General features: G+C 63.3%; 23 protein-coding genes and 1 tRNA gene. 13 read left to right on the top strand and 11 right to left on the bottom strand.

Annotated features, from left to right (window positions below; translation table 11 throughout):
• Positions 1 to 41: 41 nt before the first annotated feature.
• Entirely contained in the window at positions 42 to 710 is a 669-nt protein-coding gene (locus tag AC1D1N_RS24765; RefSeq protein WP_477351638.1) for a DUF2161 domain-containing phosphodiesterase, read from the top strand.
• Positions 711 to 734: 24 nt separating this feature from the next.
• Here AC1D1N_RS24765 and AC1D1N_RS24760 read toward each other — a convergent pair whose 3' ends face one another.
• Positions 735 to 1,274, bottom strand: coding sequence for a hypothetical protein (locus AC1D1N_RS24760; RefSeq protein ID WP_477351636.1), 540 nt, complete (start codon positions 1,272 to 1,274; stop codon positions 735 to 737).
• Between the two features lie 764 nt (positions 1,275 to 2,038).
• On the opposite strand from AC1D1N_RS24760, the gene AC1D1N_RS24755 reads away from it, so the two are divergent.
• Entirely contained in the window at positions 2,039 to 2,332 is a 294-nt protein-coding gene (locus AC1D1N_RS24755) for a hypothetical protein (RefSeq protein WP_112564692.1), read from the top strand.
• Between the two features lie 43 nt (positions 2,333 to 2,375).
• Here the strand turns inward: AC1D1N_RS24755 and AC1D1N_RS24750 are convergent, their stop codons facing one another.
• The 5 genes from AC1D1N_RS24750 to phaC form a co-directional block, all read right to left on the bottom strand.
• Positions 2,376 to 2,627, bottom strand: coding sequence for a hypothetical protein (locus AC1D1N_RS24750; protein WP_477351634.1), 252 nt, complete (start codon positions 2,625 to 2,627; stop codon positions 2,376 to 2,378).
• Positions 2,628 to 2,773: 146 nt separating this feature from the next.
• Entirely contained in the window at positions 2,774 to 3,109 is a 336-nt protein-coding gene (locus tag AC1D1N_RS24745) for a GcrA family cell cycle regulator (protein ID WP_477351632.1), read from the bottom strand.
• 347 nt (positions 3,110 to 3,456) lie between these two features.
• A tRNA-Glu gene (locus AC1D1N_RS24740) sits at positions 3,457 to 3,531 on the bottom strand.
• A 450-nt stretch (positions 3,532 to 3,981) separates the two neighbouring features.
• On the bottom strand, positions 3,982 to 5,139 hold the full coding sequence (locus AC1D1N_RS24735) for a YcbK family protein (RefSeq protein WP_477351690.1): 1,158 nt from the start codon (positions 5,137 to 5,139) through the stop codon (positions 3,982 to 3,984).
• Between the two features lie 327 nt (positions 5,140 to 5,466).
• A complete protein-coding gene (gene phaC, locus AC1D1N_RS24730) occupies positions 5,467 to 7,302 on the bottom strand; it encodes a class I poly(R)-hydroxyalkanoic acid synthase (RefSeq protein WP_477351630.1) in 1,836 nt (611 codons plus the stop codon).
• Positions 7,303 to 7,399: 97 nt separating this feature from the next.
• Between phaC and AC1D1N_RS24725 the strand changes: the two genes are divergently transcribed.
• The 5 genes from AC1D1N_RS24725 to recJ all read left to right on the top strand — a co-directional run bounded on the left by AC1D1N_RS24725 (position 7,400) and on the right by recJ (position 13,518).
• Complete coding sequence (locus tag AC1D1N_RS24725) at positions 7,400 to 7,810, top strand: hypothetical protein (protein ID WP_203279972.1); 411 nt, start codon at positions 7,400 to 7,402, stop codon at positions 7,808 to 7,810.
• A gap of 91 nt (positions 7,811 to 7,901) precedes the next feature.
• Positions 7,902 to 9,119, top strand: coding sequence for an LL-diaminopimelate aminotransferase (locus AC1D1N_RS24720; RefSeq protein ID WP_142865034.1), 1,218 nt, complete (start codon positions 7,902 to 7,904; stop codon positions 9,117 to 9,119).
• A gap of 48 nt (positions 9,120 to 9,167) precedes the next feature.
• Positions 9,168 to 10,481, top strand: coding sequence for a homoserine dehydrogenase (locus AC1D1N_RS24715; RefSeq protein ID WP_477351628.1), 1,314 nt, complete (start codon positions 9,168 to 9,170; stop codon positions 10,479 to 10,481).
• Positions 10,482 to 10,689: 208 nt separating this feature from the next.
• Positions 10,690 to 11,673, top strand: coding sequence for a class II fructose-bisphosphatase (gene glpX / locus AC1D1N_RS24710; protein WP_477351627.1), 984 nt, complete (start codon positions 10,690 to 10,692; stop codon positions 11,671 to 11,673).
• A gap of 60 nt (positions 11,674 to 11,733) precedes the next feature.
• Positions 11,734 to 13,518, top strand: a complete 1,785-nt coding sequence (gene recJ, locus AC1D1N_RS24705) for a single-stranded-DNA-specific exonuclease RecJ (protein WP_477351625.1) — start codon at positions 11,734 to 11,736, stop codon at positions 13,516 to 13,518.
• Between the two features lie 15 nt (positions 13,519 to 13,533).
• On the opposite strand, the gene AC1D1N_RS24700 is transcribed toward recJ, so the two are convergent.
• The 3 genes from AC1D1N_RS24700 to folE all read right to left on the bottom strand — a co-directional run bounded on the left by AC1D1N_RS24700 (position 13,534) and on the right by folE (position 15,707).
• Positions 13,534 to 14,505: a patatin family protein gene (locus AC1D1N_RS24700; protein WP_477351688.1), complete on the bottom strand. Its 972-nt coding sequence runs from the start codon at positions 14,503 to 14,505 to the stop codon at positions 13,534 to 13,536.
• Between the two features lie 84 nt (positions 14,506 to 14,589).
• Entirely contained in the window at positions 14,590 to 15,042 is a 453-nt protein-coding gene (gene hisI / locus AC1D1N_RS24695; RefSeq protein ID WP_477351623.1) for a phosphoribosyl-AMP cyclohydrolase, read from the bottom strand.
• Positions 15,043 to 15,056: 14 nt separating this feature from the next.
• Positions 15,057 to 15,707, bottom strand: coding sequence for a GTP cyclohydrolase I FolE (folE, locus tag AC1D1N_RS24690; RefSeq protein ID WP_112564672.1), 651 nt, complete (start codon positions 15,705 to 15,707; stop codon positions 15,057 to 15,059).
• A gap of 240 nt (positions 15,708 to 15,947) precedes the next feature.
• On the opposite strand from folE, the gene AC1D1N_RS24685 reads away from it, so the two are divergent.
• Positions 15,948 to 16,394, top strand: a complete 447-nt coding sequence (locus AC1D1N_RS24685) for an iron-sulfur cluster assembly scaffold protein (protein ID WP_477351620.1) — start codon at positions 15,948 to 15,950, stop codon at positions 16,392 to 16,394.
• Between the two features lie 59 nt (positions 16,395 to 16,453).
• On the opposite strand, the gene AC1D1N_RS24680 is transcribed toward AC1D1N_RS24685, so the two are convergent.
• Positions 16,454 to 17,383: a LysR substrate-binding domain-containing protein gene (locus tag AC1D1N_RS24680; protein ID WP_436262000.1), complete on the bottom strand. Its 930-nt coding sequence runs from the start codon at positions 17,381 to 17,383 to the stop codon at positions 16,454 to 16,456.
• A 92-nt stretch (positions 17,384 to 17,475) separates the two neighbouring features.
• On the opposite strand from AC1D1N_RS24680, the gene AC1D1N_RS24675 reads away from it, so the two are divergent.
• From AC1D1N_RS24675 to blaOXA, 3 genes are all read left to right on the top strand, one after another.
• The gene (locus AC1D1N_RS24675) at positions 17,476 to 17,634 is read left to right on the top strand and encodes a hypothetical protein (protein WP_477351618.1); all 159 of its coding nucleotides are present in this window, start codon (positions 17,476 to 17,478) and stop codon (positions 17,632 to 17,634) included.
• Positions 17,635 to 17,758: 124 nt separating this feature from the next.
• Entirely contained in the window at positions 17,759 to 18,127 is a 369-nt protein-coding gene (gene yidD / locus AC1D1N_RS24670; protein WP_352557520.1) for a membrane protein insertion efficiency factor YidD, read from the top strand.
• Positions 18,128 to 18,282: 155 nt separating this feature from the next.
• Complete coding sequence (blaOXA, locus tag AC1D1N_RS24665; RefSeq protein WP_477351616.1) at positions 18,283 to 19,098, top strand: class D beta-lactamase; 816 nt, start codon at positions 18,283 to 18,285, stop codon at positions 19,096 to 19,098.
• Between the two features lie 11 nt (positions 19,099 to 19,109).
• Here blaOXA and AC1D1N_RS24660 read toward each other — a convergent pair whose 3' ends face one another.
• Entirely contained in the window at positions 19,110 to 19,946 is an 837-nt protein-coding gene (locus AC1D1N_RS24660; RefSeq protein WP_477351614.1) for an SAM-dependent methyltransferase, read from the bottom strand.
• Positions 19,947 to 20,153: 207 nt separating this feature from the next.
• Between AC1D1N_RS24660 and thrS the strand changes: the two genes are divergently transcribed.
• A complete protein-coding gene (thrS, locus tag AC1D1N_RS24655) occupies positions 20,154 to 22,127 on the top strand; it encodes a threonine--tRNA ligase (RefSeq protein ID WP_477351612.1) in 1,974 nt (657 codons plus the stop codon).
• An 84-nt stretch (positions 22,128 to 22,211) separates the two neighbouring features.
• Entirely contained in the window at positions 22,212 to 23,150 is a 939-nt protein-coding gene (locus tag AC1D1N_RS24650) for a lysophospholipid acyltransferase family protein (protein WP_477351610.1), read from the top strand.
• The last annotated feature ends 46 nt before the right edge of the window (positions 23,151 to 23,196 follow it).

Below are 23,196 nucleotides of genomic sequence, written 5' to 3'. Positions count from 1 at the left end.
CGAGCTGTGCCGTTCCGGCCCGAATCGGCTATGCCTGCGCCATGCAGGAAACGTCCCTATACGTCCCGGTGAAGCGGTTTCTTGAGAGCCTGGAATTCACGGTCAAGGGCGAAATCGGCAATTGCGATATCGTGGCGGTGCGCGATGGCGAGCCGCCGGTGCTGGTCATTTGCGAATTGAAACTGCAGTTCAACCTGGAACTTGTCCTGCAAGGCGTCGATCGCGCCGCCGCCTGCGACGAGGTATGGTTGGCGGCGCGCATGTCGGCGCGTGGCAAGGGCCGCGAGCACGACCGCCGTTTTCGCGCGCTCTGCCGGCGGCTCGGCTTCGGGCTTCTGGCTGTCAGCAGCAAGGGCGAGGTCGAATTGCTGCTCAGCCCGGCCGCTCTGCTGCCGCGCCGCGACCCGAAGCGGCGCTCGCGGCTGATGGAGGAACACCGGCGCCGGCGCGGCGATCCGGTGGTCGGCGGCGGGTCGCGCGCGCCGATCATGACCGCCTATCGGCAGGATGCGCTGGCCTGCGCCGCCGCCATGACTGATGGCCCGAAGCGGCCGCGCGATCTGAAAACGATTTCGCCACGCGCGGCCAGCATCCTTTTGGACAATGTCTATGGATGGTTCGCCAGGGCCGAGCGCGGGGTCTATGCGCTGACCGAAGTCGGTCATGCCGCCCTGCAGCGCTGGCCGCAGGTGGCGCACGACCAGGGGTGAGGATTTTTCGCAGTGCCTGCAGCGTTACTCCTTGGCGGCGCTCAACCGCCGGTAGGAGACGCCATCGAAACTTGCCGTCACAAAGTCGGTGGCCGACATCTTTCGTTTGCGGCCGTCGCTGCAGCTGTAGAGCGGCCAACCGACATCGCTGCATTCGCTGGCGGCGCAAAAGCGGGCAAGGCAATTTCCGACGGTCACCCGGAAGCTGCCAGTGCCTGCAAAACCCTGCAGCAGGCTGCCGTCCGCCGCACGCCATGTCCGCGCCCTGAATTCCGCGCGCAACGACCATGGCTCGAGCGGGACCGCCAGATTGGTCTCACCGGTGCGCCCGGCAAGGTTCAGGCGGCTGCGCGCCATGCCCGACGTGTAGGCAGTTACAAGGTCCGATTCGGCCGCATAGGCCGAGGCTGTGCTGGTGCGATCAAGCACATGCGAGATACGGTCGCCTGCCTCTGCCGGCTGTACCAAGGCCGCCGTCAAGGCGAGGAAGGCAAAGCAGGCTTGCAGACCATTCCAGCCGCCGACCTGCCACCGGTCCGTATGCGATGTCTCCCAAGCCAGCATCCTGCCGATCCCGCCCCGTGTCGCCTGCCACAATCTGCCATCATCGATGAAGGCACAATGACGGCTGGATCCTGACATCCGCCGGTAAAGACGGCGTTGCCATTCGGATGATGGATGCATCACGGACTGGAATGCCGCGCTTTACTCCAGCCCCTACGCCGATGCGCCTCCGGAAGGCTGCGAGAGTTTGCTGATCACCAGGGACTTTCTGTCGCCTGTCGCGACGAAAGACGTGGCCAGCACGCTGCGCACGCCCGCCGACCTGCTCGACGCTTCACTCATCCACAACGAGCGCCCGACTGGTTGGGTGGACTGGCTGCGCAGCGTCGGCGTCGAGCCTAACGGCACCTGGTACACGGCAGCGACTTCAGCGGCAGCGACTTGGCGCTCGCGGCGGCCGAGCAAGGCCAACGCGTGGCGCTGGGCAGCCTGTTTTTGGCGGAAGCGGCGCTCGCTTCGGGAGCCTCGTGCAGCCATTCGACCACGCGTTTGGTGCGGGGCGTGGATGATACGCAATTTCCACGCAAGATCGGCTTCGGATGTCGATCTGCGGGGGACGTGGGAGTGGTTGCGCGGGCATCGTCCATGACCAATGCGGTCTTGGAGCGAACTTGATCCGCTCACCACTAAGGGCCACTAAGGGGGAGGCTAGCCTGTGCCCGAGGCGAAGTCGGTCTCGCTCGCTGCATCGTGACCGCGCGAAGGTTGCGGAAACGGGTCACAAGGTGCGAGTTTGGCGGCACGATTTTTGCCAGGATGCCACCATGCCCCTACGCCCGATCGTGTGTTGCTCGGTAGCGATCGTCATTGCCGCTGCAAATTTTGCCGACGCCCGGCCTGACACGCGCAAAATGACGTGCGCGCAGACCCAGGCGCTGATCCAGAGCCAGCACGCCGCGGTGCTGTCCACCGGACCAAACACCTATGACCGCTATGTCCGCCAATTCGGCAATGAGTGTGATGCTCCTTCCTTGCCAATGGTTGAGTATGTGCCGGCCAGTGACGGTCAGTGCATGGTTTATCGGTGCGAAGAGGCGTCGCCAATGGTTCCGAACTGATAGGCGGCGCCGGTTTCGCTGGGAGGATACCAGCCGATGCTGCTTAGTTGACTTGTTCGACCTCAGGAGCAGGCGCTTGGTCGGTCGATGGCACCGGCGTGCAATCTTGCCCCTTGCACTCCTCGACGTGGTCCTCGGCCGGCGGCAAGCAATTTTGCCCCTCGCAATGAACCGGCGGCTGCTCTGGTGCCGCTGCGGCGTTCGGCGAAACAGGCTGATCTTCGGCGCGAACGACCGATAGTCCTGCCAGGCCGATCATGGCCGCGCACAAGAGCGCTGTTCGCAGCAAGTTCATTCCCGACCTCCACGGCTGAGAGCGAATGGAACTTACACTTTCGAACCGGGGCCGACATACCGTCACCCGCGAACGACGTTAACAGCACGTTTCCACCGGGATGTGACGCGCCGCTGCCGGCGGGTGTGGCTTGTGGGCCTCGTAACCTAAGCGGCGCGCCGTTGGGGGATATGGAGACCCGAACGGGCTCGACGCGGGTCCACGGCGGTCACAATGTTGTGGTGGTGATCGCAGTAGACACGATCCGGCGAAGTTGGCCCGGCACAAAAGCGGTAGCCGCCAGGTACTGACGGGTCTTCGCTCACCGGGAAGCGGCACTGATAGACGCCGAGCTGAATGAGGGGAACGTCTCTCGAAGTTAGTCTGGTATTTTCAGGCATGATGGTTTTCAGGTTCCTTAGTTCATAGCCATTTCTGGCTGACAGCCGCAGTGCGACCCGTCGGGCGAGCTTCTCTCGATTTGGAGGGCTTTGGATCACCATATGGTGCTGGTCGCACCGTCAATGAAGCCCGACGCCCTGCTTTTGAAGCCAATAGTTTGCGACTTAAGGCCACACCTGCGCCACTAGTTGTGCCGCTTTTGCGTTCGTTCAGAGCAAAAAGGAATGCTGGCTTAATTCGGACATTGGTTAACCGCGAGCGGCCGACGGGATGGTAAGCGGCGCTAAAACAGTCGTGACGGTCCAGCCATTCAAAATAATCGACCTGAACCAACGAGCCGTGCTTCGCCAAGCCTACCTTGGTGCGGAGACTCACCGACGCGGAGATGCATTTCGGGCCCCTTATCGGGTCCGCAGACATCAGATCACAATCAAGTCCTTGAAATATCTGGTACGCCCAAGGGGAATCGAACCCCTGTTACCGCCGTGAAAGGGCGGTGTCCTAACCGCTAGACGATGGGCGCGCTCAGACGAAGCGGCTTATAATTGCGTTGTTGCCAACCGGCAACCCATCAGCCGCCAGATGCGACAACTTTTTTCAAGAGGGGCAAGAACGGCTGTTCGGTGAGGCAGGCGGGCTCCGTAGTCGCGCTGAGATTGCATGCCTGTGGAGATTGGCCGAAGCGTTCCTCACGGTCGTCATCCACGGGCGGAGCAAGGAGCGTAGCGACGCGGCGCAGACCCGAGGATCCATGCCGCGACGTTTGAGCGTCGCCACGGTGCAGAATTCTGCACCGCTGCGTTCTGCGGCTGGAGTCCCGGCATGGATCCTTGGGTTTGCGCTCCGCTTCGCGTCGCTGCGCCCAAGGATGACGAAGTCGCGGAGGCTTCGGCTAATCTCGAACGTTGCTCATAGCTAGCCGGAAGGAACGGTGGGCTGCTGGCAGCCCTCAACCCGTTTGCCGTATGGGGGCTTAGCCCCGTCGGCGGCAGCGCCAGTTCCAGTCGCGCTCGGGGCCGACGTCGACGTGGACGGATTCGGTGTGGCAGTAGGTGCCGACGCCGCCGCGGCCGGGCATGGTCCTGATGTAGCTCGCCAGTTCCCATTTGGAGACGCCCGGCATCTGGATGTCGGCGGCGGCGCAATACATGTGCAGCGAGTTCTTGGCGCCGTTGGCGCGGCGGTTGCGGGCGGGGTCGCGATAGCCGGAGGTGACCATCATCTTGCGGCCGTAATGGCCTTCGATCGTCTTCAGCACGCGCACCAGCGACGGCTTCAGGCAGGCGACGTCGACGCTTTCGTTCTGCTTCAGCAGGCCGTTGGGCGCCAGCCGGGCTAGACCGGCGGCCGAGGCCACCTGATAGCTGCCGCCCGAGCCTTCGTCCTCGTTCAGATCGACGTCGCTTTCGTCGTCGATGCCGGATTTGCGCTTGATCTCGAACAGCGCCGTCTGGCGCACGCCGGGCAGCGCATCGGCGCCGGTGATATGGCTGCTGCTGTCGTCGCCGAGCGAGGCCAACTGAACCGGCTTGTCGGCCGAGGTGGCAGAAGCCAGCGTGACAATGGGCTTGGCGGGCGCTTCCTTGGACTGGGCAGCAACCGCAGGCTGTTCGCCCGAGCGGGAGTTGATCAGCGGAGCGGGTGCAGCCGAGGCTGGTGTCGTGCTGAACAGCGAAGCGAAGAAACCCTTCTTCGGCGCATCGACCTGTTGGGGTGCGGCGGCCGTCACGTAGACTTCATTGGTCGCGGGGGTCGCGGGTGCTGCGGCCGTCGGCTTCGGTGCGGTCACGCCGGCATCGGCAGCGGCAATCTTCTGCGCCGCGTCGTCCGTTGCGGCCGCAGTCTGTGCCGGCTGCTGCAGCGCCTGCGGCGCCTGGCCGACGATGGCTTCGGCGCCCGCGGGAATAGTGACCGGGAAGCTTGTGCCGGGCTTGGCCACCGGCACATAGGCGACCTGCTCGGGCAGCGTCGCATCGCCCGCGGCCGTCATCATCATCTGTGGCCCCGTCGACGTGATCTGCGCGGTCGATGTGACCTGCACGGTCGAATCGCCCGGCGCCGCAGGGCTGGTGCCGGAAGCCGCGGCGATGTCAGAAGCAGTGGCGTTGTAGCCGGGCATGCCGACCGACATTGTCGGGTCGCCGGCGGAGGTGCAGGACGCCAGAAGCACGGAGAAAAGTGCTGCCGCTATTGTGCGACCCTCTCTCCCCGCGAGACGCGATCCTACTGATTTCAAAACTAAATTCCCCCTCGGTGTCCGGTCGGCCTGCTATTGGTGCGGCGTCGAAACGTTCACGTCCAATAACCCTATGTTCCCAAACCGGAAACGAGACTTGTGTCAATTCTGCAAGCCTCTGAATTAATCGCTCGTTGGAGGCGAATTGAGGCTACTTGATGGTTGACGACACCATTTCGCCCCGTTTTGCCGGTCCGTCAACTCACCAGACATTACAGTCTGTTACACACGCACCTTGACATAGGTGCCGGGGGCATCACCCAGGGTTTTCATATGCTTGCCCGGTTTGCGGGCCGGAACGAGGGTGTCGTCCTGGGTCTCGATCCAGTGCTGCCAGTGCGTCCACCAGGAGCCGGGATGCTCCACTGCATTGGCGAACCACTGGCCAAAATCGCCCACCGGCTTGCCGCCGGTCCAGTACTGATACTTCTTGGCCGCCGGCGGATTGACGACACCGGCGATGTGGCCGGAGCCGGCCATTACATACTCGACGTCGCCGCCGAAATATTGCGAGCCGAGGAATACCGAAAGCGCCGGCGCGATGTGATCTTCCTTCGATGCCAGATTGTAGACCGGGATGGTGACGTCGGCGAGCGAGACAATGCGGCCGGCGAGTTCCATCACGCCTCGTGTGAGATTGTTCTCGAGATAGCAGTTGCGCAGATAGAAGGAATGGTTGGCCGCCGCCATGCGGGTGGAATCGGCGTTCCAGTAGAGCAGGTCGAAGGGCAGGGGATCCTTGCCGCGCATGTAGTTGTTGATGACATAGGGCCAGATCAGGTCGCCCGAGCGCAGCATGTTGAAGGCGGTCGCCATCTTGGTGCCGTCGAGGTAACCCTTTTCGTTCATCGACTTTTCGACCGCCGCCACCTGGTCCTCGTCGACGAACACTTTCAGGTCGCCGGCATGGGTGAAGTCGACCTGCGTGGTGAAGAAGGTCGCCGACTTGATGCGGTTGTCGCCTTCCTGCGCCAGGAGCGCGAGTGCGGCCGCCAAAAGCGTGCCGCCGACGCAATAGCCGATGGCGTTGACCTCCTTCTCGCCGGTCGCCTTCTCGATCGTGTCGAGCCCGTATTGCAGGCCTTCGCGGATATAGGCTTCCCAGCCCTTGGCGCCGTGGCGCTCGTCGGGATTGATCCAGGAAATGACGAAGACCGTGTGGCCCTGCTCGATCGCCCAGCGGATGAAGGATTTTTGCGGGTTGAGATCGAGGATGTAGTATTTGTTGATCCATGGCGGGCAGATCAGCAGCGGCCGCTTGAGCACCGTTTCGGTCGTCGGATCGTATTGGATGATCTCGGCGACATCGCTGCGCCCGACCACCTTGCCGGGTGAGGTCGCGACATTCTTGCCGATCTCGAAGGGCGAATAGTCGGCTTGTCTCAGCTTCAGGTCGCCCTTGCCGGCGGCAATGTCCTCGGCCAGCATCTTCATGCCGCGCACCAGGTTTTCGCCGTTGGAGGCGACGGTTTCGCGAAACAGCTCCGGATTGGTGAGGATGAAGTTCGAGGGCGAGATGGCGTTGGACACCTGCTTGACGTAGAAGCTGGCCTTGTGGCGGGTGTGCTCGTCGAGGCCTTCGGCATGCTCGACGAGGTCGGCCGCCCAGCGCGAGGTGACGAGATAGGCCTGTTTGAGGAAATCGAAGAACGCGTTGCGGCCCCACTCAGGGTCCTGGAAGCGCTTGTCGCCGCGCTCCGGCTTGACCGCATCGTCGGGCGCTTCGGCATTCGGGCTGATGCGCTGGATGGCGTTTCCCCAGACGGTCATGTAGCCGGCGAACAGCCGCGTCTGCGCTTCCAGCGCGCGCTGCGGATCGGCAAGCCAGTATTCGCTGAGCTTGGAGAAGGTTTTGACCATGTCGACCACGGGCTCGGCGACGTGATCGCGCACCTCACCTTTTTCACGCGGCTCGGCCCAGGCAGAGGCCGCTTTGCCGGCCTGCTCGACCATGCGCGCCATGTTCAACGCGAAGCGTTCCGGGTCTTTCACCAGATATTGCTCGACGGTCGAAGATTGATCATCTTCCGCTTTGCTCGAATCAGGTGTTTTGGACATGGCTCGCGGGGTTCCTCCCGAGGCGTTTTCTTGACATATTATCATGGGACATCTGACCGGGTCCAATGCGCTGTACCCCGGCTGCCAGGAAAACAATATGACGATTAACACCGGCAAGACCATTTTTTCGGGGGCAGGCCGCTTTTGCCGCATCGCTGTTGCGACAGCTTTTCTGGCGCCAGGGCTGTTGGCAGCAGGCGGCTGCACCAGCGCCAACACCGGCAACGGGATGAATGTCGGCCTGACACAGGGCGCGCAGGACACCGGCTCCTACCCCAATCTGAACATCCCGCCGCAGGTGGCGGCAAAGCAGCTCACGCCTGAGGAGACCCAGGCCAAGCTTGCCCTGCTGAAGGGCGAACAGCAGGCGCAGGCGGGCAAGGGCGGCGGCGGTGTCCCGTCCACCAGCCCGGCGGCGCTGAACTCGCTGGCGAAGAACCATGGCAAGGACACGCTGAAACAGATCGAGGCCAAATGCGATCCCGCCCTCGACCCTACCTGCAAATAGGGCTATATGGCGCGCCGAAAGCCCACCTTTGCCAAGGTCCGCTTTGCCAAACCAACTCTGCCAAAGCCAATTCTAATCGTCTGGAACTGACATGGAAGAATTTCACAAGGTCCGCCGGCTTCCGCCTTACGTGTTCGAGCAGGTCAACCGGCTGAAGGCCAGTGCCCGTTCGCGCGGCGCCGACATTATCGACCTTGGCATGGGCAATCCGGACCTGCCGACGCCGAAGGCGATCGTCGACAAATTGTGCGAAGTGGTGCGCGATCCGCGCACGCATCGCTATTCCTCATCACGCGGCATTCCCGGTCTGCGCCGCGCCCAGGCCGCCTACTATCAGCGCCGCTTCGGCGTGAAGCTCAATCCCGACACGCAGGTGGTGGCCACGCTCGGCTCGAAGGAAGGCTTCGCCAACATGGCGCAGGCGATCACCGCGCCCGGCGACGTGATCCTGTGCCCCAACCCGACCTATCCGATCCACGCTTTCGGCTTCATCATGTCTGGTGGCGTCATCCGCTCACTGCAGGTCGAGCCGGATGACGGCTTCATTCCGGCGCTCGAGCGCGGTGTCCGCCATTCGATCCCGAAGCCGCTGGCGCTGATCCTCAACTATCCGTCGAACCCGACGGCGCTGGTCGCCTCGCTCGATTTCTACAAGGACGTCGTCGCCTTCGCCAAGAAGAACGACATCATCATCCTCTCGGACCTTGCCTATTCGGAGATCTACTTCGACGGCAATCCGCCGCCTTCGGTGCTGCAGGTGCCGGGCGCCATCGATGTCTGCGTCGAGTTCACTTCGATGTCGAAGACCTTCTCCATGCCCGGATGGCGGATGGGCTTTGCGGTCGGCAATGAGCGGCTGATTTCGGCGCTGACGCGGGTGAAGTCCTATCTCGACTACGGCGCGTTCACGCCGATCCAGGTGGCGGCGGCATATGCGCTCAATGGCGACGGCGCCGACATCGCCGAAGTGCGCGAGGTCTATCTGAAGCGCCGCGACGTCATGGTCGACGCCTTCAGCCGCGCCGGCTGGACCATTCCCGCACCGGCGGCCTCGATGTTTGCCTGGGCGCCGATCCCGGAGCCGTTCAAGCATCTCGGCTCGCTCGAATTCTCCAAGCTGCTGATCGAGCACGCCGACGTGGCTGTGGCGCCGGGCATCGGCTTCGGCGAGCATGGCGACGATCATGTGCGCATCGCACTGGTCGAAAACGAGCACCGGATCCGTCAGGCGGCGCGCAACATCAAGCGCTTTCTGGCGTCCAGCGCCAAGCAGCCGAACAATGTGGTGCCGCTCGCCGCGCATCGCTGAGGTCGTCGCACATCTTAATTGAGCAGAGTTTGAGGGGCGTCGCCGGACATGGCTGAAGCGTTGCGTGTTGGAATTGCGGGTCTCGGCACCGTCGGCGCTTCGGTGGCGCGCGTGCTGCGCGACAAGGCGGCCGAACTGACGCGCCAGTGCGGCCGTGACGTCGTTGTGTCAGCCGTTTCGGCCCGCGATCCCAAGCGTGACCGTGGCGTCGATCTCGGCGCCGCCAAATGGTTCGACGATCCGGTCAAGATGGCGCAGACCGCCGAGATCGACGTCTTCGTCGAACTGATCGGCGGCGACGAAGGGCCGGCGCGCTCGTCGGTCAAGGCAGCGCTTGAGGCCGGGCGTCATGTCGTCACCGCCAACAAGGCGCTGCTGGCCAAGCACGGCGTGGCGTTGGCCGAAATCGCCGAGAAGAAGGGCGTGCTGCTCAACTACGAGGCGGCGGTCGCCGGTGGCATCCCGGTCATCAAGACGATGCGCGAGGCGATGGCCGGCAATTCGGTGACCCGCGTCTTCGGCATCCTCAACGGCACCTGCAACTACATCCTGACCCGTATGGAGGCAGAGGGCATTTCCTTCGACGAGTGCCTGAAGGACGCGCAGCGGCTGGGCTATGCCGAGGCCGATCCGACCTTCGACATCGAGGGCCATGACACGGCGCACAAACTGTCGATCCTGACCAGCCTGGCCTTCGGTACCAGGATCGCCGCCAACGACATCTACATGGAAGGCATTTCCAACATCAGCCAGGCCGATATCCGCGCTGCCGGCGATCTCGGCTACCGGATAAAACTGCTTGGCGTCGCGCAGCGCACCGACAGCGGTATCGAGCAGCGCGTGCACCCGACCATGGTGCCGACCGCGTCGGTGATCGCGCAGGTGCATGGTGTGACCAATGCGGTGGCGATCGAAACCGACATTCTGGGCGAGCTTCTGCTCTCCGGCCCCGGCGCTGGCGGCAACGCCACCGCCTCGGCAGTGGTCGGCGACATCGCCGACATTGCCAAGAGCCGGCCGGGCTTCCAGCACGGTCCGGTTTTCGGCCTGCCGGCCAAGGAATTGCGTCCCTACAAGAAGGCGCAGATGCGTAGCCATGCCGGCGGCTATTTCATCCGGCTGACCGTGCATGACCGCATCGGCGTCTTTGCCGCAATCGCCAAGCGCATGGCCGACAATGATATTTCGCTGGAATCGATCGTCCAGCACGCGGCCGGGCCGGAAACCGATGCGCAGAAGACAGTGATCCTGGTCACCCACGAGACGACGGAAGCGGCGGTGCGCAAGGCCGTCGACGGCATCACCAAGGACGGCCATCTCACGGACAAGCCGCAGGTCATCCGCATCGAGCGGGCTGGGTAAAGAAAGTCTTCTTTTCCCTTTAATCGATTGATATTGCTGCGATTTCGAAAAATTGACGCGGCAAGTCTTGCCCTTGTCATGGAGCTTTGACACAAGAAGCGCGCCCCTAGAGCATGATGCCGAAAAGTGCGAAGCGGTTTTCGGATGACATCATGCTCTATCTCTTTGACTTAGAGCGGCGGCACGTTGTGAACGAGGATTTCTCCCGATGAATGTGGCCCAGAACATTGTCGCCGGTCTCGACCGGATACTCACCATGGAAGTCGTGCGCGTCACCGAGCGCGCCGCGGTCGCGGCCGCCAGACTGCGCGGGCGCGGCGATGAAAAGGCCGCCGACCAGGCCGCGGTCGACGCCATGCGCCAGGAGCTCAATCGCCTCGCCATAAAGGGCACGGTGGTGATCGGCGAGGGCGAACGCGACGAGGCGCCGATGCTCTATATCGGCGAAGAAGTCGGCAGCGGCAAAGGTCCGGCGGTCGATATTGCGCTCGATCCGCTCGAAGGCACGACGATCTGCGCCAAGAACCTGCCCAACGCACTGGCCGTCATCGCCATTGCCGAAAAGGGCAGCCTGTTGTTTGCCCCCGATGTCTACATGGACAAGATCGCCATCGGCCCGGGCTATGCCGAAGGCGTCATCGACATCGACGCCTCGCCGGCCGAAAACATCGCCAGCCTGGCCAGGGCCAAAGGTGTCGCGGTCTCCGAAATCACTGCTTGCATCCTCGACCGTCCCCGCCATGAAAGGCTGATCGAAGCGGTGCGCGCCACGGGTGCTGCGATCCGGCTGATCGGCGACGGCGATGTCGCCGGCGTCATCCACACCACCGATCCGGAGGAGACCGGCATAGACATCTATCTCGGCACCGGCGGCGCGCCGGAAGGCGTGCTGGCCGCGGCAGCGCTGCGCTGCACCGGCGGCCAGATGCAGGGCCGGCTGATCCTCGACACTGCGGAAAAAGTGGCGCGCGCGGCAAGAATGGGCATTGTCGATCCGAAGCGGGTCTATCGCGCCGAGGACATGGCGCGTGGCGACGTGCTGTTTGCGGCGACCGGCGTCACCGACGGCAACATGCTGGCCGGGGTCAAGTTCGGCGGCAATTACATCACCACGCACACCATCGTGCTGCGCTCGTTTTCGCGCACCGTGCGCGAGATCAAGGCGCGTCACCAGGATCTGGAAAAGTTTTGAGACTTTCCTGTTTAGCCGTCGCATATTGCCGGAAATGACAATCTGCAGACGACGCCTCCTATGACGGGCGACAAACGCCTTTTCCTCGATGTCAGGCAGTCCGCGACCGGTGTTTCCTGGGAACACCGGTTGAGCGAGCGGCAGGACATGACGGCGCTTGCCATCGCGCAGGGCCACGGCGTGCCCGACATTGTGGCGCGCGTGTTGGCCGGGCGCGGTGTCACCGCCGACCAGGCCGAGCGCTTTCTCGATCCGACGATCCGCGACCTGTTGCCGGATCCGGCCTCGCTGACCGACATGGACAAGGCTGCCACCCGTATTGCCGAAGCGGTCATGGCCAAGGAAAAGGTGGCGATCTTCGGCGACTACGATGTCGACGGCGCCGCCTCGTCGGCACTGCTCAGGCGCTTCCTGACGCATTTCTCGGTGCCGTCTGAAATCTACATTCCGGACCGCATCTTCGAGGGATATGGCCCCAATCCGGAGGCGATGCGCGAACTGGTCTCGCGCGGCGCGACGCTGATCGTCACCGTCGATTGCGGCACCAACAGCGCCGTTTCCATCGACGCGGCAAAGGCGGCCGGCGCCGATGTGGTGGTGCTCGACCACCATCAGGTCGGTGGCGCGCTGCCGGAAGCGACCGCGGTCGTCAATCCCAACCGCGAGGACGATCTTTCCGGACAAGGCCACCTTTGCGCCGCCGGCGTCGTCTTCCTCGCCCTGGTGCAGACAGCCAGGATCCTGCGCGGCCGCTTGCCCGATGCCGCGCAGCCGGACCTGCTGTCGCTGCTTGATCTCGCGGCGCTGGCGACCGTCTGCGATGTCGTCCCGCTCGTCGGCGTCAACCGCGCCTTCGTCGTCAAAGGGCTGCAGATGGCGCGTCAGCAGAAGAATGAGGGGCTGGCCGCCCTGGCGCGGGTATCGCGCATCGGCGAGCCGATCAGCACCTTTCATCTCGCCTATCTGATCGGGCCGCGCATCAATGCCGGCGGCCGCATCGGCGACGCAGCCCTTGGCAGCCGGCTGCTCGCCACCGACGATCCGGTCGAGGCAGGCACCATTGCCGAGACGCTCGACCGGCTCAACCAGGAACGCCAGCAGATGGAGCTGGAGATGCTGGCCGCGGCGCGCGCCGAGGCCGACGCCGAGCTTGCCGGCGGCAATGGCCCGGCCGTCATCGTCACCGCCAGCACCAATTGGCATCCCGGCATCGTCGGGCTCATCGCATCGCGGCTGAAGGATCATGCGCGCCGGCCGGCCTTTGCTATCGCCTTCAACGCCAATGGCATCGGCACCGGATCGGGCCGTTCGGTGTCGGGCTTCGACCTCGGACGGCTGGTGCGCGAAGCTGCCGATGCCGGGCTGATCGTCAAGGGCGGCGGCCATGGCATGGCGGCCGGCATCACGGTGGAGCGCGCAAAACTCGGTGAACTCAGAGCCTTCTTCGAGGAGCGCGCGGCGGCCGAGGTGTTCCGCCTGCAGGACGAGGAAAGCCTGGCCATAGACGGTGCGCTCGCCGCCGAAGGGGCGACATTGAGCCTGCTCGATGCACTGGAGAAGGCCGGTCCGTTCGGGGCCGGCCATGTCGCGCCGGTGTTCGCACTGCCACGCCACCGGCTGGCCGACGCGCGCGCCGTCGGCACCAACCACATCCGCGCCGACCTGCAGTCGGAGAGCGGCGGCCGCATCCAGGCGATCGCCTTTCGCGCGGTCGATACCGCGCTCGGCGAATTCCTGTTCAAGAACCGGGGCAAGACGATCCATGTCGCCGGTTCGTTGTCGGGCAATTACTGGAACGGCAACCGCTCGGTGCAGTTTCGCATCAGCGATGCGGCCAAGGCCTGAGATTACTGGATTGGTTTAGGCCAGAACCGTCTGCAGCCGCTTCAACTCGCCGATCTGCGCCATCGTCGCGTGGTAGCCGAGGCTGATGGCCTCGTCGGCGCGGTGGAATTCGGTCAGGCCGATATGGCTGAGCTTCGGCTGCAGCGACATGTCGGGCGGATCGCCGGCCAGCCTCGCGCGCGAAATCCGGTCTTGGATGATGTTAAAGGCCTCGACCATGACGCCGGTGATGCCGAGGCGCGTCTGGTGCGCCTGGTGGTCGGGGTCGGCCTGGCCCGGCCGAGGCGCGTCCTTCTCGATGAGCAGTTCGCCGGCGCTATGCTTGATGACGGCGGCGCGGCCGAACAGATCGTAGTGAAGGTTGACCGCGACGACCAACGGCTGCTCGTAGGCACGGCAGACCGAGACCGGCACCGGGTTGACCAGTGCGCCGTCGACCAGCACGCGGCCGTTGCAATTCACCGGTTCGAACACGCCGGGCAACGCATAGGAGGCCCGCATGGCGGTGATCAGCGAGCCGCTCGACAGCCAGATCTCATGGCCGGTGCGGATTTCCGCGCCAACGGCGACGAAAGGCTTTGTCAGGTCTTCGAAACGGATGCCGGCCATGTGCTCGCGCAGCCTGGCGTCCAGCTTCATGCCGCCGAACAGGCCGCTGCCGCGCAGATTGAGATCGAGCAGGCCGAAGATGCGGCGCTTGGTCAGGCTGCGTGCGAATTCCTCGAGCTCATCCAGCTTGCCGGCGATGTAGCAGCCGCCGACCAGCGCGCCGATCGAGGTGCCGGCGATCATCGAGACTTCGATGCCAGCCTCGTCGAGCGCGCGCAGCACGCCGATATGCGCCCAGCCGCGTGCGCAGCCGCCGCCCAGCGCGAGCGAAATGCCTGTCTTCCCCGCAGGTTGCGGGTCAGGCATGCCGCCGGACGATGAGGGGCCATTGGCCTCCCGCGCGTCTGGTCTGCTACGCAATGACGCCCATTCGAGCATCATGATCTCCCATGTCCCATGTCCGTTCTAAAGGAAGGACGTTTGAAAATAGTGAATATGGGTGGTTTGTGACTGTTGAATGGTTCACTTCCGATACGTCTGGTCCGCATCGAACAGCGGTTTGCTGCCATCGTCGGCAAGCGTCGCCTTGCCGTCGTTGAGCCCCACCGTCCGATAAAAGCATGAACGCCGGCCGGTGTGACAGGTTGCGTCGTGGCCCAACACATTCACGCGAAGCCATAGGGCGTCCTGGTCGCAGTCAGTCCGCACTTCGACGACATGCTGAAAATTGCCGGAGGTTTCGCCCTTTTTCCATAGTGCGTTGCGGGAGCGCGACCAGTAATAGGCGATGCCGGTCTCCAGCGTCAGCGCCAGCGCCTCGGCATTCATATGCGCGACCATCAAAAGCATGCCGTCTTCGGCGTCGGTGACCACGACGGTGACGAGACCGCTGGCGTCAAAGCGCGGTGAAAACACCGCGCCTTCTTCCAGAGCCTTCTTGTCCGATGGAGCTTTGGGGAATTCCAGTGCCGACATCGCCGGTCCTTGATCTAGCGATGCCGACGAGGGGCCTCGAGGCCGCGCACCATGGTGACGAAACGGACCTGTTCCTCAGGCGTGTCCTTGAACACGCCGGTGAAGGTCGAGGTCAACGTGGTGGAGCCTTGCTTGCGGATGCCGCGCATGGCCATGCACATATGCTCGGCCTCGATCATGACGGCGACACCGCGCGGATTGAGCACGTCCTGGATGACGCCGGCGATCTGCGCGGTCATGGCTTCCTGCGTCTGCAGGCGATGGGCAAAGATATCGACGACGCGGGCGATCTTGGACAGGCCGACGACCTTGCCGTCCGGCAGATAGCCGACATGCGCCTTGCCGATAATTGGCACCATGTGATGCTCGCAATGCGAATGGAACTGGATGTCCCTGACGATGACGAGATCGTCATAGCCGGCGACTTCCTCGAAGGTGCGGCCAAGTTCTTCGGCCGGGCACATGTCGTAGCCGTTGAACATTTCGAGGTAGGCCTTGGTGACGCGCTTGGGCGTGTCGATCAGGCCCTCGCGGTTCGGATTGTCGCCGGTCCAGCGCAACAGCGTGCGCACGGCGGCCTCGACCTCGGCTTCGCTCGGTCTGTCGGTGACCGGCTTGTCCAGATAGTCGGAGGGGGGCATGATCTTCTTGATGACGGCATCCATAAAGGCGTCTCCCGTAGTTCCTCTCTCAGGAGGAACGAGTTGAACGGACCACGACCTTTCGGGTGCTGGAAATTCGCCCGGCTTCCAGCCCGCAAGCGGCGTGAACGAATGGGCAAGGACGGCGGCTTTGCGTTGCCTTGTCGATACCCGACTGCCAGCATTATATATGGTCGTGCCCAGCGAATGAAAGACGCCATAGCGGCAATCGCTGTTCGCTTGGCGGCGACGGATTGGAAAAATATGATTGACGACGTCTACAATGCGAAAATTCTGGGTTTTGCCGGAAACATCGCACGCATCGGCCGGCTCGATGATCCGGACGCGACGGCACGTGCCCATTCCAAATTGTGCGGCTCGACGGTGACTGTCGACCTCAAGATGGACGATGGCGTCGTCACCGATTTCGCCCATGACGTGAAGGCCTGCGCGCTTGGCCAGGCCTCGTCCTCGATCATGGCTCAGCATGTCATCGGCGCCAGCGCCGACGAATTGCGGGCTGTGCGCGACACCATGCTGAAGATGCTCAAGGAAAACGGCGCGCCGCCAGAAGGCCGCTTTGTCGATTTGAAGTATCTGGAGCCGGTGCGCGACTACAAGGCGCGCCATGCCTCGACCATGCTGACCTTCGATGCCGTAGTCGATGCCATCGGCCAGATCGAGAAGAAACGCGCCGAAGAAGCCGCCTGACCTTGCCGTTTGACCGCCAGAGCCTGGTGTTTTTGCTTCGAGCCTTGCTGGCTCGCTAACTAGCCGGTGGCTCCAGCCTTCGTTTCCTGCGTCCTTCTGCTTTCGGCAAATTCGCTTCTCACCCAGTCGGCAAAAGCCTTGGCCGGTTCCGGCAGGTCCTTCAAACTCCTGGCCACCAGCCAGTAGGCGCCGGATGCGACGTCGATGTCGAACGGCTTGACCAGCGCGCCGGACGCAATCTCCTCGCCGATCTGCAAAAGGTCGCCCAGCGCTACGCCGTGGCCGAGCAGGGCCGCCTGCTTCGACAGCGACACATCCGCCAGCATCGGGCCGCGCGCCGGAATGGCGTCGGCGGCCACACCGGCTGCTTCGAACCAGCGCGCCCAGCCTTGACGGTTTTCCTCGTGCAACAGCGTGTATCGGGCGAGGTCGAGCGGCTTTTCGAGAGGAGGGCCTGACGCCAGCAAGGCCGGCGACAGGACCGGTGAATCGACGGTCGAAGCGAGCCATTCGGCTTCGCTGCGCGGCCATGAGGTGGCGCGCGCACTGAAGCGCAAGGCAAGTTCGGGCTGATCGCTGCGGAACTCGATCGGCCTTGGGTCAACTTCGAGGGAAACGTCGATATCGGGCCTCAACTGGCTGAAGCGGTTGAGCCGCGGCAACAGCCATACCGAGGCCAGCGAAGGCTCGACGCTGACGCGAACCACGGACTGCGCCGGGGCGGCCACCAGGTCCGAAAGCAGCCTGTCGATGTCGTCGAAACTTCTGACCAGCTGATCGAGCAGGCGCTGGCCCGCCTCGGTCAGTTCGACCCGGCGATGATGACGGTGAAACAGGGGTTGCCGTAGGAACTGCTCGAGCTCGCGGATCTGCCGGCTGATCGCGGCCTGCGAGACGAACAGCTCCTCGGCGGCCCGGCTGAAACTCAATTGCCGGCCGGCTGCCTCGAAACTTCGCAACGCTGTCAGAGGCAGCCGGCCGCGCTTCATTCGCATAACCCAAAGTTATCCGAAGCGGAAATTATACTCGTTTGAAGGCGAAGACCAGTGGGCGTCTAATCCGTCTCAAAGGAGACACGGACATGATCCAGTTTCTGGAAATCTTTGGCGATGTGATGCGGATCGCGACGTTTCAATGGCATGGCGACAGGCGGCATCACGCCCCGCGCATCGAGGAACGGCCGGCCACCCGCTGGGCGACTCCAACGGAGCGGCATCCCTTTCGTCGCTCGCGACCCTGATGCCGACAGGGAAGCAAGTGAGTGAACGGGATTGCGTTTGCCTGCCGAAGCTCACATCTATCGGCTTGGAAGCGCAAGCCGATCCCGAAAAACGGGTTCGGATCACGTTCAGAAAGAGATCGCCGTGGGCGACCAGCACCGGCATGTGCATGCCACCGGACAGACCCAGCGCGGGCGCAACTGGCCCGGTCCCTGGCGCAGGACGCCCGGCCGCATTTTCGGCACGTCGCTGGTGCGGCTGTACCAGCTGACGCTGTCCGGCTTTGTCGGCAACTCCTGCCGGCATCTGCCGACCTGTTCCGAATACGCGCATGAGGCGATTGCCCGGCACGGCTTGTGGGCCGGCGGCTGGATGGGGTTGTTTCGCGTGCTGCGCTGCGGGCCGTTCGGAACGCATGGCATAGACCGTGTTCCGGAGGTGCTGGCCCCACGCTATGTCTGGTTCATGCCCTGGCGGTACTGGCGGATCGGCAAGAAGCGCGGCGAGGCCTGACGGCGACGCTCCTGGCCCTTGATTCAGATCGCCAAGGCCGCTTTCTTTACGGTCCGGTAGGGTTAACAACGGCCTGCACAAAGACTGCGCATTTGAGTCAAAATCGAGCCAAGACAACTCGCTAAGCGCCTCCTGTCATTCCCAGGAGAGCTCACATGCGTCGGATCGAAACCCATCCCTTTATCATTGCCGCGGTCCTGTTCCTTCTGGCCTGGTATTTGGGGTTTCCGATGCGGGCGCACTCGGCGCCGCTCGGCAATGTCGCATGCACGCTGATCCAGGACGCGGCGAGCGGCGAGACGCTCTATCAGAACGGCGTCTGCGACCAACGCGTCAGCCCGGCTTCCACCTTCAAGGTGCCACTGGCGCTGATCGGTTACGACAGCGGCATCCTGAGTGACGCGAATACGCCGAACTGGGACTACAAGCCTGAATTCAAGGCCGTGAAGCGCGACCACAAAACCGTCGACCCGACGATCTGGGAGCGCGACTCGATCGTGTGGTATTCGCGCGAGATTGTGCGCAGGCTCGGCGCGAAAAGCTTTGCCGGCTACGTCTCGAAATTCGGCTACGGCAACATGGATGTCTCGGGCGATGCCGGCAAGGACAACGGGCTCACGCAATCCTGGATAAATTCCTCACTGCAGATATCGCCGGTCGAACAGACAGCCTTCCTGCGCCAGCTGCTTGCCGGCAAGATGCCTGTTACGGCCAAGGCGCATGAGATGACCCAAGCCATCATGCCGAGTTTTCAGGCCGGCGACTGGACGGTGCAGGGCAAGACCGGCAGCACAAGGCTCGGCAACAGCAAGGACAAGCGCTCGCTGGGCTGGTTCGTCGGCTGGGCCGAAAAGGGCGGACGCCGGATCGTCTTTGCCCGGCTGGTGGTCGATACCAAGCCGGTCGACACGCCGAAAGGCCCTGCGACGCGCACGGCGTTCCTGAAGGATTTGCCGCAGCTGGTGAAGTGACCTTGCGTGGCTTAAGCGCTCCGGCGGGCACGGATGAGGTGGCCGCCGGAATTCCTTGCTTCTGCCTTTGGCGCCCTGGAGAAGCGGGCGGCGATGTCGCTGCTTTCCAGATCTTCGATCTCATCGAAGCCGAGCTCGCGCAGTGATTGTGCCAGTGCGGCGGGTACGAAGAAGCTGATCCAAGGCTCGCCGACAGCGGCGACGCGCGCTGCATGGAAGGACAGGGCAGCCTGTCCCGCCGCATCGCGGTTCTCGGCCGGCTCGCTATAGTCGAAGACGACCTCCGAACCGGGCATGCCGGCAATCCAGGACAGGGTGCTGAAGATCGCTTCCTGGCTCAGATACGGAACGACGCCCAGCCAGATGAAGAAACTGGGCTCGGCTGGCCTCAAGCCGGCTAATGCCAGTTCGTCCGCCGGGTTCTGCCGCTCGAAATTGACTGGCACGAACGTGGTGGCCGGCGGTTCGGCAAGGCCAGCATCGGCGAGGCATTTGCGTTTCCAGGCCTGCGTTGCCGGATGATCGGCTTCGAACACCGCGACATCCGGGTACGGATTGCGCAGCGAGAAAGTGTCGAGACCGGCGCCGAGCACCACCACTTGCCGAACGCCCCGGCGCACCGCCGCAGCCAGCCAGTCCTCGGCGAGACGGGCACGCGAGGCCACGAACAGGCGCATGCGCCGGCTGCGCTCATCTTCCTGCTCGAGCTCCTTTGCCGTCGGTGCGGCATCGCCCAGAATCGCACTCGCATATGGGTCGAGAAACAGCGCCGCCTGCGGCGAGAACTGATGGAGAGCCCGCAGGCGCGCGACGCCCAGTGCGGTCCGGCTGGGTTTTGCGTCTTCCATGCCGGGGATTCCAACCTCGGGTCGGGGAAATTCGCAAGCCTCTGCGACTGGCCTGCGACATCTGTCGCGCCAATTCCTGACGGCTGCGCCATCGACGGCTCTTTACCTCTTACCGTGCTGCCTCTAAAACCCGCCCGCTGCCGGATGCCTCCGGCTTCACACCACGACCACCCGCGCTCGTTTGCGGGACTGGATAGGAGATACCTGATGCTGAATTCCGTTTCCCTGACATTTCCCGATGGCTCCGTCCGCGACTACGACGCGGCGATGACCGGTGCTGGGCTGGCCGAATCGATCTCGAAGTCGCTGGCCAAGAAAGCCGTCGCCTATGCCATCGACGGCACTGTGCGTGATCTCTCCGATCCGCTCGGCAAGCCCGGCAAGGTCGAGATCATCACCCGCACCGATCCGCGCGCGCTGGAGCTCATCCGCCACGATGCGGCACACGTCTTGGCGGAAGCCGTGCAGGAGCTGTGGCCGGGAACGCAGGTGACCATCGGGCCGGTGATCGAGAACGGATTCTACTACGACTTCGCCCGCAACGAGCCGTTCACGCCGGACGATTTCCCGGTGATCGAAAAGAAGATGCGCGAGATCATTGCGCGCAATAAGCCGTTCACCAAGGAAGTCTGGTCGCGCGACAAAGCGAAAAAGGTCTTTGCCGAGAAGGGCGAGCGCTACAAGCTCGAGCTGATCGATGCCATTCCCGAGGACCAGGATCTCAAGATCTATGCCCAGGGCGACTGGTTCGACCTCTGCCGCGGGCCGCACATGGCCTCGACCGGGCAGATCGGCAACGCCTTCAAGCTGATGAAGGTGGCCGGTGCCTATTGGCGCGGCGATTCGAACAACCCGATGCTGACCCGCATCTACGGCACGGCGTGGGCCGACCAGGCTGAGCTCGATGCCTACCAGACGATGCTGGAGGAGGCGGAGAAGCGCGACCACCGCAAACTCGGCCGCGAAATGGATCTGTTCCATTTCCAGGAAGAGGGGCCGGGCGTCGTCTTCTGGCACGCCAAGGGCTGGAAGATGTTCCAGAACCTGGTCAACTACATGCGCCGCCGCCTCGACGAACAGGGCTACCAGGAGGTCAACGCGCCGCAGGTTCTGGACAAGAGCCTGTGGGAGACGTCGGGTCACTGGGGCTGGTATCGCGACGCCATGTTCAAGGTGACGGTGGCCGGCGACGACACCGATGACGACCGCGTGTTCGCGCTGAAGCCGATGAACTGTCCGGGCCACGTGCAGATCTTCAAGCATGGGTTGAAATCCTATCGCGATCTGCCCGTAAAACTTGCAGAATTCGGCAATGTGCATCGCTACGAACCGTCCGGCGCGCTGCACGGGCTGATGCGCGTGCGCGGTTTCACGCAAGACGATGCGCATATCTTCTGCACCGAGGATCAACTCGCCGCCGAGTGCTTGCGCATCAATGACCTGATCCTGTCGACCTATGCCGATTTCGGGTTCGACGAGGTCAGCGTGAAGCTGTCGACGCGACCTGACAAGCGCGTCGGCACCGACGAGGCCTGGGACCACGCCGAAGCGATCATGAACAGCGTGCTGGATACGATCAGGACGCGGTCGGGCAACCGCATCAAGACCTCGATCAATCCGGGCGAGGGCGCCTTCTATGGGCCGAAGTTCGAGTATGTGCTGAAGGACGCCATCGGCCGCGAATGGCAGTGCGGCACCACGCAGGTCGACTTCAACCTGCCGGAGCGTTTTGGCGCTTTCTACATCGGTTCGGATTCGGAAAAGAAGCAGCCGGTGATGGTGCATCGCGCCATCTGCGGCTCGATGGAGCGCTTCCTCGGCATCCTGACCGAGCACTATTCCGGCCATTTCCCGCTGTGGTTCGCGCCACTGCAGGTGGTGGTGGCGACCATCACGTCCGATGCCGACGACTATGCCCGCAAGGTTGTCGCGCAATTGAAGGCGGCAGGGCTTTTGGCCGAAGTGGACCTGCGCAACGAGAAGATCAACTACAAGGTCCGCGAGCATTCGCTGGCCAAGGTTCCGGTGATCCTCGTCTGCGGCAAGCGCGAGGCGGAGGAGGAGACGGTCAACATCCGCCGGCTCGGCTCCCGCGACCAGGAATCGCTGACGCTGGCCGATGCGCTCAAGTCGCTGTCCGACGAAGCCACGTCGCCCGACCGCAGACGAAACGCGGCCTGAAGCATCAATATCTGCAGGAATGGCGGTGGAGCGATCCACCGCCATTTTCACATGCCTGTCACGCCAACCCTGTAACGAGCCCACATGCTCAAGCTGAAAATGCGGGAAAGACCGTTTCCCGAGCTGTCCTACGCCAATGCGAGCCAGCCGGCGCTGACGCGCTGGTTCATCCATTCCATTGAAGGCCTGTCGGGACGTGACCGCTATGCTGCGCTCTACGATTTTTGGCGCCGCCAAGTGGTGCCTACCGGCGAACGCGTGTTCAGCCGCATGCTGGAGCTGATCGACGTCAAGGTGCGCAGCGCCGATCAGTGGCCGCCGGCGAAACTGCCTGACACACCGCTGGTGATCGTCGCCAACCATCCGTTCGGCATCGGCGACGGCGTTGCCGTGCTGTCGCTGGTCGAGCAGCTCGGACGTCCGTTCCGCGTCATGATCCACAAGGATCTGCTCAAGATCCGCGAGATGGAACCGTACTCGCTGCCGATCGACTTTTCCGAGACCAAGGACGCCGTGAAGAACAACATGGCGGTGCGCCACGAGGCGGTTCGGCTGTTGAAAGAGGGCGTCACCATCGTCGTGTTTCCGGCCGGAGGCGTCGCCACCGCGCCGAAAGGCTTTGGCCGGGCGCGCGATCTGCCGTGGAAGATGTTTCCGGCACGCCTCGTGCAGGATGCCAAGGCGTCGGTGGTGCCGATGCATTTTTCCGGACAGAACGGCCGTCTGTTCCATCTCGTCAGCGGCCCGATGAACATGGCCGAGCGTGAGGGACGGGTGGCGAAATTCGTCGGCAAGGCGTCGCTGACGCTGCGCCTTTCGATGCTCATCCGCGAATTCGCGCGGCTGTCCGGCAAGGCGATCGACGTGCGCGTCGGCAACGTGCTGAACTGGGCCGAACTGGAGCCGCTGCGCGACCGCAAGACCTTGCTCGACCGTCTTCATCGCGGCGTCTTCGATCTGGCGCCGGATGCACCGCGTGGCCGCGTCCACTTCCTGCCGCGCCGCCTGCGCAAGGCTGCCTGAGAAACGCTAACTAGGGCGTGTACTCATTAACGACGATCAGTCGATC

The sequence above is a fragment of the Mesorhizobium sp. P2_B5 genome (assembly GCF_056404775.1).
This window is presented reverse-complemented; position numbering and strand designations above follow the sequence as displayed.

Bases quoted from the DNA above. Each gene is read 5' to 3' on its own strand.
- AC1D1N_RS24765 (WP_477351638.1), top strand. From the start codon at position 42: ATGCAGGAAACGTCCCTATACGTCCCGGTGAAGCGGTTTCTTGAGAGC.
- AC1D1N_RS24760 (WP_477351636.1), bottom strand. From the start codon at position 1,274: ATGCTGGCTTGGGAGACATCGCATACGGACCGGTGGCAGGTCGGCGGC.
- AC1D1N_RS24755 (WP_112564692.1), top strand. From the start codon at position 2,039: ATGCCCCTACGCCCGATCGTGTGTTGCTCGGTAGCGATCGTCATTGCC.
- AC1D1N_RS24750 (WP_477351634.1), bottom strand. From the start codon at position 2,627: ATGAACTTGCTGCGAACAGCGCTCTTGTGCGCGGCCATGATCGGCCTG.
- AC1D1N_RS24745 (WP_477351632.1), bottom strand. From the start codon at position 3,109: ATGGTGATCCAAAGCCCTCCAAATCGAGAGAAGCTCGCCCGACGGGTC.
- AC1D1N_RS24735 (WP_477351690.1), bottom strand. From the start codon at position 5,139: ATGTCGGTCGGCATGCCCGGCTACAACGCCACTGCTTCTGACATCGCC.
- phaC (WP_477351630.1), bottom strand. From the start codon at position 7,302: ATGTCCAAAACACCTGATTCGAGCAAAGCGGAAGATGATCAATCTTCG.
- AC1D1N_RS24725 (WP_203279972.1), top strand. From the start codon at position 7,400: ATGACGATTAACACCGGCAAGACCATTTTTTCGGGGGCAGGCCGCTTT.
- AC1D1N_RS24720 (WP_142865034.1), top strand. From the start codon at position 7,902: ATGGAAGAATTTCACAAGGTCCGCCGGCTTCCGCCTTACGTGTTCGAG.
- AC1D1N_RS24715 (WP_477351628.1), top strand. From the start codon at position 9,168: ATGGCTGAAGCGTTGCGTGTTGGAATTGCGGGTCTCGGCACCGTCGGC.
- glpX (WP_477351627.1), top strand. From the start codon at position 10,690: ATGAATGTGGCCCAGAACATTGTCGCCGGTCTCGACCGGATACTCACC.
- recJ (WP_477351625.1), top strand. From the start codon at position 11,734: ATGACGGGCGACAAACGCCTTTTCCTCGATGTCAGGCAGTCCGCGACC.
- AC1D1N_RS24700 (WP_477351688.1), bottom strand. From the start codon at position 14,505: ATGCTCGAATGGGCGTCATTGCGTAGCAGACCAGACGCGCGGGAGGCC.
- hisI (WP_477351623.1), bottom strand. From the start codon at position 15,042: ATGTCGGCACTGGAATTCCCCAAAGCTCCATCGGACAAGAAGGCTCTG.
- folE (WP_112564672.1), bottom strand. From the start codon at position 15,707: ATGGATGCCGTCATCAAGAAGATCATGCCCCCCTCCGACTATCTGGAC.
- AC1D1N_RS24685 (WP_477351620.1), top strand. From the start codon at position 15,948: ATGATTGACGACGTCTACAATGCGAAAATTCTGGGTTTTGCCGGAAAC.
- AC1D1N_RS24680 (WP_436262000.1), bottom strand. From the start codon at position 17,383: ATGAAGCGCGGCCGGCTGCCTCTGACAGCGTTGCGAAGTTTCGAGGCA.
- AC1D1N_RS24675 (WP_477351618.1), top strand. From the start codon at position 17,476: ATGATCCAGTTTCTGGAAATCTTTGGCGATGTGATGCGGATCGCGACG.
- blaOXA (WP_477351616.1), top strand. From the start codon at position 18,283: ATGCGTCGGATCGAAACCCATCCCTTTATCATTGCCGCGGTCCTGTTC.
- AC1D1N_RS24660 (WP_477351614.1), bottom strand. From the start codon at position 19,946: ATGGAAGACGCAAAACCCAGCCGGACCGCACTGGGCGTCGCGCGCCTG.
- thrS (WP_477351612.1), top strand. From the start codon at position 20,154: ATGCTGAATTCCGTTTCCCTGACATTTCCCGATGGCTCCGTCCGCGAC.
- AC1D1N_RS24650 (WP_477351610.1), top strand. From the start codon at position 22,212: ATGCTCAAGCTGAAAATGCGGGAAAGACCGTTTCCCGAGCTGTCCTAC.